The organism is Neobacillus sp. S1115, assembly GCF_055385565.1.
The window spans coordinates 5,376,208-5,391,544 of sequence record NZ_AP038275.1; the positions used below are offsets into that span (position 1 = coordinate 5,376,208).

The 15,337-nt window shown below is 39.9% G+C and carries 12 protein-coding genes; 3 read left to right on the plus strand and 9 right to left on the minus strand.

The window, feature by feature from the left end; translation table 11 throughout:
* Positions 1 to 59: 59 nt before the first annotated feature.
* The 4 genes from ftsX to ACZ5B7_RS26515 form a co-directional block, all read right to left on the minus strand.
* Complete coding sequence (gene ftsX, locus ACZ5B7_RS26500) at positions 60 to 953, minus strand: permease-like cell division protein FtsX (protein WP_423799657.1); 894 nt, start codon at positions 951 to 953, stop codon at positions 60 to 62.
* Entirely contained in the window at positions 943 to 1,629 is a 687-nt protein-coding gene (ftsE, locus tag ACZ5B7_RS26505) for a cell division ATP-binding protein FtsE (protein ID WP_464491565.1), read from the minus strand. Before ftsE ends, ftsX begins: the two co-directional genes overlap by 11 nt.
* Before the next feature lie 372 nt (positions 1,630 to 2,001).
* Positions 2,002 to 2,334, minus strand: coding sequence for a cytochrome c551 (gene cccB, locus ACZ5B7_RS26510; protein WP_213144114.1), 333 nt, complete (start codon positions 2,332 to 2,334; stop codon positions 2,002 to 2,004).
* 51 nt (positions 2,335 to 2,385) lie between these two features.
* Positions 2,386 to 3,252 (minus strand): YitT family protein, encoded by an 867-nt coding sequence (locus ACZ5B7_RS26515; RefSeq protein WP_464491566.1) that lies wholly within the window; start codon positions 3,250 to 3,252, stop codon positions 2,386 to 2,388.
* A 232-nt stretch (positions 3,253 to 3,484) separates the two neighbouring features.
* Between ACZ5B7_RS26515 and ACZ5B7_RS26520 the strand changes: the two genes are divergently transcribed.
* The gene (locus ACZ5B7_RS26520; protein WP_464491567.1) at positions 3,485 to 3,760 is read left to right on the plus strand and encodes a hypothetical protein; all 276 of its coding nucleotides are present in this window, start codon (positions 3,485 to 3,487) and stop codon (positions 3,758 to 3,760) included.
* Positions 3,761 to 3,896: 136 nt separating this feature from the next.
* On the opposite strand, the gene prfB is transcribed toward ACZ5B7_RS26520, so the two are convergent.
* Positions 3,897 to 4,998, minus strand: a protein-coding gene (prfB, locus tag ACZ5B7_RS26525) for a peptide chain release factor 2 (RefSeq protein ID WP_464491568.1) whose coding sequence is annotated in 2 segments (ribosomal slippage) — positions 3,897 to 4,925 and positions 4,927 to 4,998 — 1,101 coding nt in all. Because the reading frame shifts where the segments join, the coding sequence is not laid out codon by codon here.
* Positions 4,999 to 5,223: 225 nt separating this feature from the next.
* Between prfB and ACZ5B7_RS26530 the strand changes: the two genes are divergently transcribed.
* Both ACZ5B7_RS26530 and ACZ5B7_RS26535 read left to right on the plus strand, forming a co-directional pair.
* The gene (locus tag ACZ5B7_RS26530; RefSeq protein ID WP_464491569.1) at positions 5,224 to 5,481 is read left to right on the plus strand and encodes a hypothetical protein; all 258 of its coding nucleotides are present in this window, start codon (positions 5,224 to 5,226) and stop codon (positions 5,479 to 5,481) included.
* A gap of 6 nt (positions 5,482 to 5,487) precedes the next feature.
* Positions 5,488 to 7,410, plus strand: coding sequence for a YecA family protein (locus ACZ5B7_RS26535; RefSeq protein WP_464491570.1), 1,923 nt, complete (start codon positions 5,488 to 5,490; stop codon positions 7,408 to 7,410).
* 100 nt (positions 7,411 to 7,510) lie between these two features.
* Here the strand turns inward: ACZ5B7_RS26535 and ACZ5B7_RS26540 are convergent, their stop codons facing one another.
* The 4 genes from ACZ5B7_RS26540 to ACZ5B7_RS26555 all read right to left on the minus strand — a co-directional run bounded on the left by ACZ5B7_RS26540 (position 7,511) and on the right by ACZ5B7_RS26555 (position 15,328).
* The gene (locus ACZ5B7_RS26540) at positions 7,511 to 9,457 is read right to left on the minus strand and encodes a hypothetical protein (RefSeq protein WP_464491571.1); all 1,947 of its coding nucleotides are present in this window, start codon (positions 9,455 to 9,457) and stop codon (positions 7,511 to 7,513) included.
* 350 nt (positions 9,458 to 9,807) lie between these two features.
* Positions 9,808 to 12,012 (minus strand): multiheme c-type cytochrome, encoded by a 2,205-nt coding sequence (locus ACZ5B7_RS26545; protein WP_464491572.1) that lies wholly within the window; start codon positions 12,010 to 12,012, stop codon positions 9,808 to 9,810.
* A 340-nt stretch (positions 12,013 to 12,352) separates the two neighbouring features.
* The gene (locus ACZ5B7_RS26550) at positions 12,353 to 14,248 is read right to left on the minus strand and encodes a cytochrome c3 family protein (RefSeq protein ID WP_464491573.1); all 1,896 of its coding nucleotides are present in this window, start codon (positions 14,246 to 14,248) and stop codon (positions 12,353 to 12,355) included.
* Positions 14,249 to 14,359: 111 nt separating this feature from the next.
* Positions 14,360 to 15,328 (minus strand): 6-bladed beta-propeller, encoded by a 969-nt coding sequence (locus ACZ5B7_RS26555; RefSeq protein WP_464491574.1) that lies wholly within the window; start codon positions 15,326 to 15,328, stop codon positions 14,360 to 14,362.
* Positions 15,329 to 15,337 lie beyond the last annotated feature (9 nt).

A 15,337-nucleotide genomic window follows, 5' to 3' on the forward strand; every position in this document is an offset into this window, starting at 1 on the left:
TGATTCTATTAAACACACAAAATCAGGAAGGAACAATATACGGTTCCCTCCTGATCTTATTAAACTTTTAAAAATTTCCTTACCGACATGACACTGCCCCAAACTCCGATAAAAGCACCCATTAATAGGAGGATACCGGCAACTTGGTAGAAGAATGGATCAAACGGAAGGATTTTGATAAATGTCCCAACCAGCTTAGGGCTAATATAATCGTAGGCTCGGTAATAAGCGATGCCGATTAAGATGATCGGCAAGATTGAACCGATAATTCCAAGCCATAACCCTTCGAGGAAGAACGGCCAGCGAATAAAGGAGTTTGTTGCTCCTACCAGCCTCATAATCTTAATTTCTCTTCTTCTCGCAATAATCGTAATTTTGATCGTATTGGAAATAAGGAAGATCGCCGTAAAGAACAAGCCTAGGATTAACACAACTCCGACATTTCGGCTGGCTTTAATGAACTTAAATAGTTTTTCAACCTTGTCCTGACCGTATTTGACCTTGGCGACATAATGGAGCTTTTCCACTTTTTTCGCCGCCTTCATCGTGTCGGTTGGATTTTTTGTTTTTACAATAAACACGTCATTTAAAGGGTTATCCTGTTCAAAAAGCTTAAAGGCTTTCCCTTCTTCACCCATGCTCTGAACTAAATCTTTCAATTCTTGTTCCTTAGGAGAAAATTTGACACTTTTCACCTCAGGAATGGCCTGAATCTGTGCCTTCAAGGCATCCTGATCCTGTTTGTTAGCAGCAACATCGATATGAACGCGGATTTGCACGTCCTCTTCAATCGTATCGGCCACTTTATTTAAATTCATCATAATCACAAAAAAGACACCGACTAAGATAAGGGTAACGGTAACGGCACCCACTGACGCAAATGTCATCCAGCCGTTTCTTTTAATACTTTTTAAGCTTTCCCGGGCGTGACGGCCAATTGTTCTAATTTTCATAACCGTATTCACCTCTTTGTTCATCACGCGCAATTCTTCCGCCTTCAATGGCGATGACGCGATGCTTTAAAGTATTAACAATCTCTTTGTTGTGGGTTGCCATCACGACAGTTGTGCCGCGATTATTGATTTCTTCAAAAATCTTCATGATCTCCCATGATGTATCAGGGTCAAGGTTCCCTGTCGGCTCATCGGCAATAACGAGTCTTGGTGAGTTAACAATGGAGCGGGCAATCGAAATACGTTGCTGCTCACCGCCGGAAAGCTCGGAAGGAAGCATTTTAATTTTATGCTTCAAGCCAACAAGGTCCATAACTTCCATGACACGCTTCTTGATTACCTTTGGCTGCGCCTCAATAACCTCTAAAGCGAATGCCACATTTTCATAGACTGTTAGACTTGGGAGTAGTTTAAAGTCCTGGAAGACGACGCCAAGGTTACGACGGAATAACGGAACTTTGCTCATCTTTAACTTCGCAAGATTCGCTCCATTGATCGTGATTGTTCCAGAGGTTGGAATTTCTTCGCGGTACATCATTTTAATAAATGTAGATTTGCCGGCACCACTTGGCCCGACGACATAAACAAATTCACCTTGATTAATCCGGACGTCAATCCCATTGATAGCAGAAACACCATTCGGATATTTTTTGTATACTTCCTGCATTTCTATCATATAAAATCACCTATTGTTTTAAGTTTGTTTTACAAATTTCGACAATACGGCCAAAATAACTACAACTATATGCATATTTCTGCATGATAATATTATAACATCATAATTTGTCAAAAAAAGTAGTATTTATATTACAGTTTCTTTTCAAAACAACAAAAAGAGACATGTTTTTTTCATATAACAATATTTTTAGTAAATACATGTTCTTTTGTCGAATTTCCTTTACGGACCATATTAGGATAACATACATAATTTGAATGTCCAAGCATTAGGGGGAAGGGGAATCTGGAAAAGGTGGTTATATTTAGAAAATTTCCAGGGGTAAAAAAATTAAAACGCCCTGTTAAGGAACAGAGCGTTTCATAGGTTTATTTACTTTTTCGCAGATAGCCATTCAGCCACTTTGTCAGCATCATCACCAGTAATGACGCCTGCAGGCATTCCGCCGCGGCCATTATGAATGATATCTAGGATTTCATCCTTGGAGTACTTAGAGCCAACCTTTGTTAGGTTAGGTCCTACTCCGCCTTTAAGGTCTCCCCCATGGCAGCTAGAGCATTTTTGATCAAAGATTTTAGCAGCTTCATCACCGGTTGCAGTGTCTTTACCACCGCCGCCAGTGTCCTTGTCCCCGCCGCCGCCACAAGCAGCGAGTCCCATTACTAATGATGTTCCTAATAACAACGTTAGCAACTTTTTCTTCATTGTTACTCCCCCTAATGTAAATAATCCCATCACTGATTAATTATACCAATGTTATGGGCGTTTGAAACCCTCCCCTAACACCTCTGAAGCATCCATAACCACGATAAATGCAGACGGGTCAAGGGTTTTGACCAATTGTTTCAATTTTGTGAACTCCGTTTGATCCACCACACACATCAAAACTGGGCGTTCATGCTCGGTGAAACCACCGTATGCTGATAGTTTTGTCACACCACGGTCTATTTTATGCAAAATTCCTGTACGAACTTCTTCTTGCTTATTTGTAATTATCATCGCCATCTTTGACCGGCCAAAACCGACCTGAACCAAATCAATGGTTTTGCTGGTTACATACAGTCCGATTAAGGCATATAAGGCTTTTTCAATATCAAAAACGATGGCCGCTGTGAGAACGATGAGGCCGTCAATCATAACGACACATCTACCTAGAGTAAAACCCGTGTATTTATTAATGATCTGTGCGGCAAGGTCTGTTCCGCCAGTCGATGCATTTCCTCTAAAGACAATCCCAAGACCAAAACCAACGCCAATCCCGCCGAACAAGGCACCAAGCAATGCATCATGAGTCCACGGTTCCCAACCTTTTGTTAAAAAAACTACAAATGGTAGAAAAACAGTTCCAGCTAGTGTTTTGACGCCAAATTGTTTTCCAAGCAACATAACTCCAGCGATAAACAATGGAATATTGAAAGCCCATTGGACGTAGGCGGGCTCAAGGCCGAGCACAGATTTTAAAATAGTGCTGATGCCGCTGACCCCGCCCGAGGCAATTTGGTTTGGCAAGAGAAAAACGTTGAACGTAATCGCAATAATGGCTGCACCGACCAGAACAAAAAGGTAGTCGGCGGCGATTCTAGTTTTTGGATAAGTGTTTGTTAAATTGCTCAATATATTCATGAAATGATACCTCTCTTATTAAATTCCGATTGAGAGTATAGCATGGGAAAAATATGGTGTAAATGGCATTAGGTTAACGCGATAAAGGGATAAATTTTTATTTAGCATTTGCTTCTTACGTCGAATTCATTAGAGATAAGAATTTTTGAGTCTAATTTCCCAAATGAGTTAAGTACTTGTCGAATGCTGGGGGCAAATTATGTTATCATTTTTAAATGAGGAGGTGAACACGATGGAACAATTAATAAAACAAATGATGGACCAGATGAATCAGCAATTTGCCAAAATAGACCAGCGGTTTGCCAAAATAGACCAGCAATTTGATCAAGTAAACCAGCAATTCAGCCTCATGAACTCTCGTTTTGACAGAATTGAAGATCGGATTCAATCTCTAGAAGAAACAGTAAAAAACAACGCTTCGGAATTTAGAAGCCATTTCCGACGTATCGAAGATAAACTGGAAAGCCATGATAAAATGTTTGAATTAATTTCTGGCTCTAAAAAATAACCTCTACGAAATAATCATAAATCAATCAGACCGCTCATTAATCTTCATTATATCCACCATGATCCGCAAATATTTTTCCAAAATTAAAGCCTTTGCCAACTAAGTCGACAAAGGCTTTAAAAATTATTATTTCCTATTATGAAATACGTGAACGTAAGTAAGCATTAATAAATTGATCCAATTCTCCATCCATGACAGCCTGAACGTTACCAGTTTCGGCATTAGTACGATGGTCCTTTACCATGGAATACGGATGGAAGACGTAAGAGCGAATTTGGCTTCCCCAGCCGATTTCCTTTTGCTCGCCGCGAATTTCCAACAACGCCTTTTCCTTCTCTTCAATTTCTCGCTGGTAAAGTTTAGATCTTAACATGTTCATGGCATGCTCACGGTTTTGAATCTGCGACCGCTCGGTTTGGCAGCTTACCACAATGCCGGTCGGGAGATGGGTAATTCGGATGGCTGATTCTGTTTTGTTAACGTGCTGTCCGCCGGCGCCACTGGAACGGTACGTATCTACCCGTAAATCCTCCGTCCTAATTTCAACCTCGATATCATTGTTTAGTTCCGGCATTACTTCACAGGATGCAAAAGATGTATGCCGCCGGCCTGATGAATCAAACGGCGAAATCCTTACCAAGCGGTGAACTCCTTTTTCTGCCTTCAGGTAACCATAGGCATTGTGCCCTTTAATAGCGAGGGTCACGCTTTTGATGCCTGCTTCATCACCCGGAAGATAATCAAGGGTTTCTACCTTAAAGCCCTTTTTCTCGGCCCACCTTGTGTACATTCTTAGCAGCATGGAGCCCCAGTCCTGTGACTCTGTTCCACCGGCACCCGGGTGAAGCTCAAGGATGGCATTATTTTTATCGTACTCTTCACTTAAAAGAAGCTGCAATTCAAATTGACCTAACCGGTCTGTCAACTGCTGAAGCTCTTCTTCCAGTTCGGTCTGCAACTCGACATCGCTTTCTTCTTTCACCAGCTCATAGGTCACTTCCAGGTTCTCAAATGATTCGTGCAGTTCATAAAACTCATGAACCTGGTCCTTCAATCCATTGGCCTCGCTGATTACTTTCTGGGCCTTTTCTTGATCATTCCAGAAATCGGGGTGGAGCATTTCGTCCTCTAGCTCTGCAATCCTGGCTTCCTTGTTTTCAAGGTCAAAGAGACCCCCTAAAGTCCGCTAATTTCTTAGCCGTAATTTCAAGTTCATTGCGAATTTCCGCTAATTCCATTTTCGTCACCTCTAAAAAGTTATAACGCTTATTATAGTGTATTCCTTAAATGCTTGTAAGTCCTTGTTCATTATAACTTGAGAAGTGGGAAAAGTTCAAAAAAAGGTGTGATTTGTTTTTTTGGTCATTTTTAGCGATAATCAAGAAATTATCCCCTAAAACCTTCGTATTTTCCTATATGAATCTGTCGAAAATGGTACTATTAAATATGAGCAGGTGTAAAATATGAATTTATTGGATGAACTAATTGATACATATTTAACGAACAATATCCGACAGTCTTACCTGGATTTAGAGACGAAACAAGTTGCCTATGACGGAGACCCACTCATAACCGGCGAAGAAGGAATAGACTGGGATGATGAGGAAAATATAGACCGTTATGTAGAGATTCCAAGTATCGAATCTTTTCAAGCATTTCGGCTAATGGAGCTATTTGCAGCACAGGTTAATATAGAATTTATAGAGAAAAAAGAGGTGTAAAGCGAGATGGAGAAACCAAGCCGGAATGAACCATGTCCTTGCGGGAGCGGAAAAAAGTATAAAAAGTGCTGCGGGGCAAGTGAAGCTGTGTCCATCACCCATTTACTTGAAAGTGAAGCCGACGAGCTGCAGAAGCAAATGATTCATTTTGCGTTCAATTATTTTGGCGCGGAAATCGAAGATGATTTTGAAATGTTCATGGAGTATAGCAGCCTCGAGCTAGAGGATGAAGAAGAACGGGAATTCTATGAAGTGGTTCATGCCATCTGGTTTTCCCTTTTTGAAGAATTGGATGACGGAAAAAAAGTTATTGAGAAATTTATTGCGGCCGAGGCTGGAAAAATTAAACGGCCGAAGCTGAAGCAAATTTTTCAAACATGGACGAATGGTCGAACGATTGCCGGGAAAGTCTTAAAAGTTGAAAACAACAAGCTGACAGTGGAGGATGGCTTTACGGGGGAAGAGCTTGAGACAATTATTACAGGTACGCCGGCTGACTTTGAGGAAGGCACTCTCTTTTTGGGTATGTTGGTACCATTTGGACAAAACTTTACGTTTTTCCCAGCGCCATTTGATTTGCCGGATTTAAAACCTGAGGTTGCTTTTTCTTATATTGAGGATAGCAGTATCGCCGCCGACTATCCGTCCCCACAACAGTATTTGGATGATTTTTTTATTGAAGTTTTGAGTGAACTGCCGATGGTTGGCGGCCTTATCGAAACGGATGACATCGAATGGCCCGCCCCGGTTTACAAGGAAGTTGCCGACCTTTTCAAAGCACAAGCAGAAGCTTTCGACACGCCTGCGCCAGTTGTGGACGCAGGGATTGTGCTTTGGTTTAGTTATTGCCAGAAGCGAAAAAAGCGGATTCAGAACCCGAATCTATATGCCGCCGGGCTGCATTATTTAATGCAAAAAATGATGCCGATGTTGGAAAAAGTATTCACACAAAAGGATCTTGGGCAGATATACAGTGTGTCCGCGAGGTCCATTTCCACCATCTTATCGGACATGGAAAATGTCCTAAGCCAAGAAATAAGCGAAATGATGAATATTGTGTACGGGGGTGACGAGGAACCAAAGTTTGAAGAGGCGGAGGTCATTGAGTTTCCGAAAGGAAAAGATGAAAAGGGGCGTAGAGGAAACCCAAGTAAAGCTTCCACCTTTACGATAAATATTCCTGATAAATTGCCCAAGAAGGTTTCAAGACGAAATGAAGACCGTGCTCAGGAATTAGTTTTTGAGGCCTTGCGTGCAGATGGGGTTAAAGTTCTCCACCTCATTCAAGAAGCAATCAATATCAATCCTTATTGTGTTGATGCTTTTGTTTTACTTGGTGATATCGCACAAGAACCGGAAGAATCCGCGGGATTGTATTGGCATGGCATACAGGTTGGCGAAAAACATCTCGGCAAAGAGTTTTTTAAAGAAAACGAAGGTTACTTTTGGGGGCTGATTGAAACAAGACCGTACATGCGGGCAAAGTTTAATTATGCGGAGACAATCTTTTTGTTAGGGAAAATCGAAGAGGCAATTGAGCATTATGAGGAACTGCTCAGGTTGAACCCAATGGATAATCAGGGTGTTCGCACTTCCTTGTTTTTGGCTTACATGGAAAAAGAAGTATTTGAAAAAGCCGAGGAATTGTTGGGAAAATTTGATGAGGAAACAACAGAAACCGCCTACAATAAGCTTTTACTTGAACTGCTCGTGAATGGCTTTACCATCAAGGCAAAAGCGTTGGTGAAGCAGGCAAAAAACAGTAATAGGTTTGTTTTATATTACCTATCTGACAAAAAGAAGCTGCCAAATCAAATTCCTGAATATTACGGTTTCGGGGATGAGAACGAAGCGATTGTATATGCTGCGATGCATTCGCATTTGTGGGGGAAGGTTGATGGACTGAAGGGTTGGTTGAAAAAGATATGATAAAGAAGTCAAAATCAAAGGAATTCTAAAAAGGGGCTACCAGAAAGCCAAATAATATGACTTTCTGGGAAGCTCCTTTATCTATTTTTGCGATTGTGAATTAATTCGCATGTGAATCTTCATAGCTGCCCTTCGAGTGACAGTTTGCACACTTCGAATGGATGTCCTTATGGACAGTATCCCTAGAGTGGCAGGATGTACAAGATGTATTTTTATCTTTAATCGCTTGCACAACTGCTGGATTCGTACTTTGGTGACAAGTATTGCAAGTGATTGGGTTGCCATTTGCATCTTGTCTGCCATCACGGGCATGTTCATGTGTTAGTGATTTAGCGTGACATCCTGTACAATCTGGTTCATTATTTGCCTTATGAAGTTCCGGAATATCGTGATTGTTCAAAAGTCTAGTTGGTGTAGACTGATACCCTGTATAGCCTTTGACCTGTGATCCTGGCTGGTGGCAAAGGATACAGTCATTCATTTCACGATTCTCCGTTACCCTTAACGGCATTGTAGGATCAACATTGGTTGGCTGATATTTGATCGATGGTGAAGATCCGTGTGGCGCGTAAGCAAATGTCCCATCAGGGTCTTCATGGCACTGACTGCAGTTAGACGGGACGGATATATAATTGTGACAGTTATCACAACGATTGTTTGAATGTGTTCCATTAAAATATAGCTTTTTGATATGAACATTTTCCAAGTCTCCGTTGCTTCCCGCAAAGCTATTCGCCGGATGACAGGTAGTACAGTTGGAAATATTTGAATCCTTCATATCTGGGTAGGTATTGGTATAGAATTTCCACTCTTTTGTGATAGATATACCGGAAAGGTCAGTCGCTGAAACGTAAACAGTATGATATGCTTCATTCTCCAAGTTTTCGGAAGGAGTGTAACTTACTAAGCCAGAAACTGCATCATATTGGAAGTCCAGAGGTTGTCCGTCCAATTTCACTACGATTGAATCGGCATTAACAGACCCGTTTGGTGATGTTACTACCGCAGAAATAGCAGGCTTTAAATTATCTACTCCGTATTTAAAAGGTGTTGCATCTGAAACTACAGGTTTGACTGCAACGGTAAACTTCCAGTTTCGGGTCATGCTGTTGCCCCATTTATCTTCAGTATATAATGACAGAGTATGTTCACCATTACGGATTGTTCCGGTATACGTAATATAAGCTGTTTTCTTGGATGTAACAACATAATCACGATAATCCTGATATCCTTCATATTTAAAGTCAAAACTTACCGGCATTCCATCCAACGTTAAACTCACATTATCCTTAATTTCCGTTAAATCCTTTAATCTCGCTGATATATTCAAGGTGCTGTTAGTAAGGGTGGCCCCATTGGTTAAGCCGCTAAAATAATCAAGAACTGGTGCTGTGTTATCAACAATAAAACTCCATGTTTTCGTGCTTAAATTACCGTTAATATCTTTTGCTTCCAGAGCCGCAGTGTAACTGCCACTGGCAAAATTTCTATTATATGTTACAGTACCAGTTTCGGGGTTAATATTTATGGAAGCAGTGCTCACATAACTATTATTTAATTTGAGCTTTACAGAACTCCAATCAACTGCTGTATTGTCCTTTATTGTTGCAGATAATTGACTCAAACTAGCCTGTTCACTTTTATCTGCAGGACTGATATTACTGAACTTAGGCGCTTCCTTTACGATAAAGGACCAGGAATCATTAAGAGTGTTCCCTGCATTGTCATTAATGCTGACTTCTACCGTGTTGGTTCCATCCTTTAAATCGGATGCTTTATAGAAGATGGTCCCTTCCTTGCGTTCGACTTTGTACGAAAATTGGGCATTTACCTGAGTGCCGTTTATTTTCATGCTCAAGCTTTGATCATCCAAATCATTTGCACTTTTTACATAGGTAGATATATCCGGATTTGAAACGGTAGTCGTACCATTACTGGAAGGCTTGTAATTCGAAAAATTGTTACTTAAAGCGGAAACATAAAATGTGCTTAGCATCAATATAGCAGCAATAAACACCACGCTGATACCAACCGATTTACGACTCATCTTAAAACTCCCCCATTTTGTGAGACATGTTTTGTCTCTCTTCTCTATTTACTTTTCTTTAAAACAAATGGCATTTTCCATCCTATCCCCCCTTTTGTTTTATTGATTAAAAAAGATCTAAAATTAGTAGATCTAATTCACTAATTTTGGATAATACAAAGAATTTAAAAACAGAAAAACACACGGTAATGAGGAGTCTCAATGTAAATATAATCCTGCCAAAATATCGATATTGAGCCTTTTTACTTATGTAATTATCTTTTATGGGTATTTATACCCATTTTAAAGATGCTAATATTATTTTCTTTCCCAAACGCACAAAAACGAGAGGAATTTTCCCTCTCGTTTTTTTACGGCTTCTTCTTAGGTGCATGGGCGGCCTCGATAAATGAATTATTGGTGCTATGGCATTTAGAACATGCCTGATCAATATCATTTTTATTATGGCCAACGATTGAATTGATGGCCTGACCTGCATCATCATAAATCGCATTGCCCTTTATACCGTAAATTTCAGTTGACCCATTATGGCATTTGGTACAGAACTCCCGTTCATCTACCGTATTCCATTTCGTCCCTGAAGTTTCATATTTATCAGTTACCGTTGGATTATTACCCAATATTTCCCGCAAATTATACAGATTGTTCGATCCATGTGTTACATGGCATTCCGCACATGGGATTGGGCCATTTAATTGGCTGCCATCTCTTTGAGTAGTTGCATTCACCGGAAGGCTAAAATTATGGCCAGAATTGGCATCAAGATAAAAGGATTCAATATCTGAACTAACCTTATTTTGTTTTTTCTTATCAAGATTATGGCACCTTAGGCATAAGGAATAATCTGAAATCGTTTTGTTAGGAACATCAAGATCTGTAGGTTGATTAAATTTAGTTGTTTCAGTGCCTAATGCAGTTAAAGACTTGTTATATTTTAATAGCTCATACATTCCTTTATCCGCAGGTATTCCAGCAAAATTTATCGTATTATCATGACAAGTTTCACAAGATGTATCCAAACTGTCCACCGTTAATGGGGTGGCTCCCATTTTCTCTTGATCTTCCGAATTATGTTTATAGACATAATGGTCTTTTAGCAAATTCGGGTTTTCCTCTGACCATTCCGCATGAGGGTTATGACAGCTGGTGCATGATGTTGCTTCCTTTAAATTGTCCTTTCCAGTTGATGAATACTCAACCGGATTATCATGATGGTACTTACTTGTTATTCCGTCAATTAGCGGTGCATTCGTAGTACCGTCATGACAGGCCATACAGTAGTTTTGTGAATCTTTTCCATTTGAATTTTCATTAAAATCAATAAGATAGGAACCACCTTCTCGGGAAGGAGCCATTTCACTTTTACCATCCAACTTATCATATGGTGAATCCGTATGTGTACTGTGACAAGATGCACACATATTTGTATTCAACTTGTAATGTCCATGAGGATTGGACGATGTGTGATTCTGCTTGTCAATATCATCCCAATCGGCATTTGTCTTGGTTGTAATTTTAAAAAACTTCGTAAATACCGGATTTTCCAAATCATCAACAAGTTCGGAATCTAGGTACACTAGATATGTCCTGTTTATTTTTAATTCACCAGCAGCAGGAGTAAAGGTGATATCGTAATAATATTTATTATTTTTTAAAACTGGCTCACCGATTTGAGTCGTTCCTTTAATAGAACCCGATCCCCATATTATTTTGATAGGGTTATAGCTGCCAGTGTCAATTTTGCTTTTAAGCTGATCCATTCTTTGGTCGTCAACAACAGTTATCTTGATTTTCGCATTAAGCGGAACGCTGGTTAAATCTTCGGACTTTTTTTCCGAATTGTCTGGGAAGATAATTTTTGCATCGCCAATGTATGGTCTAGTTAAAGCCAGGATAAAGGACGTTGTTGCACTAGCAATTTCACCTGTTACTTTATCGGTAATTTCCACCGATACGGTATGATTACCTTCCAGCAATGTCTTTGTAGAAAAAGTCCACTGTTTCGGCGAACTGGATTCATCAATCGTCCAATCGCCTGCATTGGCGGACGAATCGGAAATCTTATTTCCGTTTTCTAACAGAGTAAACATCAAGTTTGTTTTTGGTTCATCAGCAGTGTAGGTTCCTGAGATTAGAATATTTGTTGAATCAAAAATTTCAGATGTTGATGGTGTTGTTATGGAAATAGCAGGTTTTACAATTACGGTTGGTATTTTTATTGTAAAAGCGATAGATGCCGTTGCAGGATTGGATGTTGATGATGATTCTTCCAATTTAATAGTAATAGCATGAGCTCCTTCTGATAAGGCGGATGTTGAAAAAATCCATTTGTGATTTGTTTCATCAATCTGCCAATTGGAATCTGCAATTTCGACTCCATCCTCGGAAGCCGTAAATGACAATTCGGACTTTGGAAACTCAGAAGTATATGAGCCTAAAATCACAACATTTTGAGTAGAAAGTTCCTCATTCGAGACAGGGGATTCAATTGTTATGGCAGGATCACTGGCAGAGTATGCATCAATCGACGGAAACGATAGAATCGTAGTTCCCAAAAGCAGAACTATCATGAAAATATAAATATAGGATTTATTATACAAGGGGAAGACTTTCACCAGATATCATCTCGCTTATTATGGATTTATGTATTTTATGTAGGGTGTAGAGTTATTACAGGGATTACACATCTATTATAGCAGTGAAGATAGGTGGAAATTGGGGCAGAAATGAAGCAATTTATTGACGATATTTTGTCGAAAAGTTTGACAATTTTGTGTCCGATATAGGATAATAAAATTAAAGCAAGGCAACAGAAATTGCTGCCCTGCTCTTTGTGAGAATTAAAATATACTTTGTCAAAAGCTAACAAGTAGTGGCGCTATTTGTTGGCTTTTTTTATTCTCTAGTACCTGGTTGGCCTGGTTTTAATGGAGCTTCACCATCGTCATATTGAACTCCGTTTACATCAACAACTGCATGGCTACCATAAACAGCATTAGTAGGTCCATCAATTGCTTCGTTGGCAGGGTTGTTGATGAACTGACCGCCAGAACCGTGACAAGCGTAACATACTGACATACCAGTATAACGTTTTAATGCAGAAGATGGGTTCGGATCTACATAATAATCCAACTGTCCTTCATGATCGCCTTCAAAGTAAGATTCATCGTTGGAATCTTTCATGATTGTAGCATCAGTACCGTGACCGTAGTGACAGCGTACGCAAGTTAAATTGTCCTTACCAGTTGTATGGCGATGTGCTTGAGTATAAGTACCAGTTAAGTTAGTACGTACGTTAGACAAATAGTCAGTGTGACAAGATGCACAGTATTTGCTCATTTCTGTACCACTGTCATAAATGTAATTTGCAAAACCACTATCAAATAATGATCTAATATTAGTAGTAGTTTCAACATCAATACCTAAAGAGATTTGTGCCTTAGTAACTGTATCAACAGATGTGGTAGCACCAAATGCAAAACCATCTCTCCAAACAATTGTAAGACCAGTAGCAGGAGCACCAGTTAAGACTGTATTAGCAGCTTCGCGGCTGGAACCTCTTAACCATAGAGAGAAGTCTTTAACATAAGCTTTGCCACTCCATCTGTATGTTTGGATAACCTTTTGACCTACCTGAACACCTGCACGAGAATACATGTAACCTTCTTTTGTTTTATCTGTAGAAAGGTCAGCAGCTGTTATAGTTTTCTTAGCAACAACATATGGCTTAATGAATGAAGCTAATCCAGCTGGATTGGAATCTAAATCGATGATAGTAAGATCCTTGAATAATTTACCGTTTAAAGAATCTTTTTGAGCATCAGTTGCATTGTCAAGTGTTACATCAGTTGGTAATGCTTTGTATTCAACTCCGCCCCAGCCTAGTGGGTCCATGTTTAAGTTGTTTTCCATTGTCGAACCTGCTCCGTGCGGTGCGTGGCAGCTTGCACAGTTAAATTCTCCACCCCATACTGCTTGTGATTTGCCTCCACCAGGAGCAGCACTTACAGTAATTGAGCCGTCAGATTGGTGAAGTGAACCGTTGTGTGCGGAATCGGTTTTAATGTTAAAAGTACCTGCGATTTCTTTTGTAGTTTCTGCTGTCGATGTTGCAAATGCATTATATGCACCTGTTGTACCATCATGACAAGCTGAACATGTGCTGTATACGCCATCTTTAAACAATAAAGCTTCTCCTTGAGCAGCAGTGTGAGTTTGGTGACAGGCCGCGCAAGAGTTTGTGTTGTTTTGGTAGAAACCGTGCTTATTGCCGCCTTTGCTGGCAGCTCCAGGTACGCCGGTATGGTTGGCGTTTACAAGTCCCGAACCGTCAACGTCTACCATTCCAGGGTCATCAGCTACGTTATACAATTTCTTATTAGTATCATTTACAGTTGTAACACCGTATTTTGTTTCAGTTGCTAGTTCAGTGTCACCTGTTACATCAACAAGGACAAATTTGTATATGACACCAAGTTGGAAATTAACATTATCCGGTGTAACAGTAATTGTTACATATTCGCTCGCAGCCCCAGTTGGTTCTGGGTGAGGAGCTACTGCTGTTTTTTCAGGAGATGTATACAACGTATCGGTATAACCATCTTCGTTTGAATAAACTTTTACAGTGAAATCTTTAGCTTCATCGCTAGTGTTGATAAATTTAAATGACCATCCGCTGTTATCGCCAGATAAGCTGCCCCAAAAGGCGCCTCTAGCAAATACAGAAGTGCTAAGTATTCCCACTAGAATAATCGTTAAGACTAGTGAGAAGCTGAGTTTAAACTTACTCATTCCAGAAAACCTCCCTGTTTTCTTGCTCTTTTCTCTTTTCTCTCTCTATTAATCTGAAAACCTCATCTTTTCTTCTATTAAGGCATCACCTCCTTAAATGCAATAAGTATATTAGTAATAAAAGCCTACCCTAGCGTTTACTGTATCCGTAATTAACACTTCACCTTTGTCATCAACGAATAATCCGTTAGGAAGGTAAAATTGGTTTTTGTCACTTCCGATTCCGCCAAATTGGAAAATTTGCTTTCCATCCTTGTCAAAGCCATAAACATAATGGGTCATGTTGTCAACCATTAACAGCGTACCGTTTGATGCTACCCCAATTCCTCGTGGATTAACAAACTTGGAGTTGCCTTTATTGTCTGCTGAGCCATTGATAGTGCGCTTATATTTTCCTGTTTTATCATAGACAACCAGTCGTTGCTTTCCTGTATCGGAGACATAGATATTCTTGTCATCGTCAACGGTCACTGCATTCGGCGCATTGAGAAGGTCTTCTTTTCCTGTTGCAGTAGTGATCTCAAGCGTTTTTTTGCCTTGTAAATCAAAAACTACCACTCTATTATTTGGAATATCAGTTACATAAAGCTGATTGTTATATATCCGTAAACCTCCTGGACCTTTTAATTGATCTGCTTTATCGGCCACTTCAAAGTATTTGATGAATTTTCCCTTTTCATTAAAGATGGATATGTTGGCATTGTATAGGTCTGCTACATAGATGTTTCCATCCTTATCCCCGGCAATGCCGTAAGGAAATTCAAATTGTCCTTTATCAGTGCCCTCTTTGCCGAATTTAAAAACTGGTGTGCCAGACCTATCAAAAACTTGAACCTGTTTGTGATTTGTGTCGGTCACATAAACGAATTCTCCAACTTTTGTTACATCCATCGGTTTCTCAAGAGGATCATTCAAATCTCCTTGAATATAGTAACTTAAGGTTGGTTCCCCGCCAGTCTTCAAATTATCTGCTACTTTTATTGCGTCATCCTGAAGATGGAAAAAGTAGATGACTGCAAACAGCACGATGCTAAGTGCCACTATGGATCCCATCCATATATAGGTGGTCTTCTTTTTCATGGCATTTCC

Excerpts from the sequence above, each read along its gene's own strand:
- ftsE (WP_464491565.1), bottom strand. The coding sequence starts at position 1,629 with ATGATAGAAATGCAGGAAGTATACAAAAAATATCCGAATGGTGTTTCT.
- ACZ5B7_RS26515 (WP_464491566.1), bottom strand. The coding sequence starts at position 3,252 with ATGAATATATTGAGCAATTTAACAAACACTTATCCAAAAACTAGAATC.
- ACZ5B7_RS26540 (WP_464491571.1), bottom strand. The coding sequence starts at position 9,457 with ATGAGTCGTAAATCGGTTGGTATCAGCGTGGTGTTTATTGCTGCTATA.
- ACZ5B7_RS26530 (WP_464491569.1), top strand. The coding sequence starts at position 5,224 with ATGAATTTATTGGATGAACTAATTGATACATATTTAACGAACAATATC.
- ACZ5B7_RS26550 (WP_464491573.1), bottom strand. The coding sequence starts at position 14,248 with ATGAGTAAGTTTAAACTCAGCTTCTCACTAGTCTTAACGATTATTCTA.
- cccB (WP_213144114.1), bottom strand. The coding sequence starts at position 2,334 with ATGAAGAAAAAGTTGCTAACGTTGTTATTAGGAACATCATTAGTAATG.
- ACZ5B7_RS26520 (WP_464491567.1), top strand. The coding sequence starts at position 3,485 with ATGGAACAATTAATAAAACAAATGATGGACCAGATGAATCAGCAATTT.
- ACZ5B7_RS26555 (WP_464491574.1), bottom strand. The coding sequence starts at position 15,328 with ATGAAAAAGAAGACCACCTATATATGGATGGGATCCATAGTGGCACTT.
- ACZ5B7_RS26535 (WP_464491570.1), top strand. The coding sequence starts at position 5,488 with ATGGAGAAACCAAGCCGGAATGAACCATGTCCTTGCGGGAGCGGAAAA.
- ftsX (WP_423799657.1), bottom strand. The coding sequence starts at position 953 with ATGAAAATTAGAACAATTGGCCGTCACGCCCGGGAAAGCTTAAAAAGT.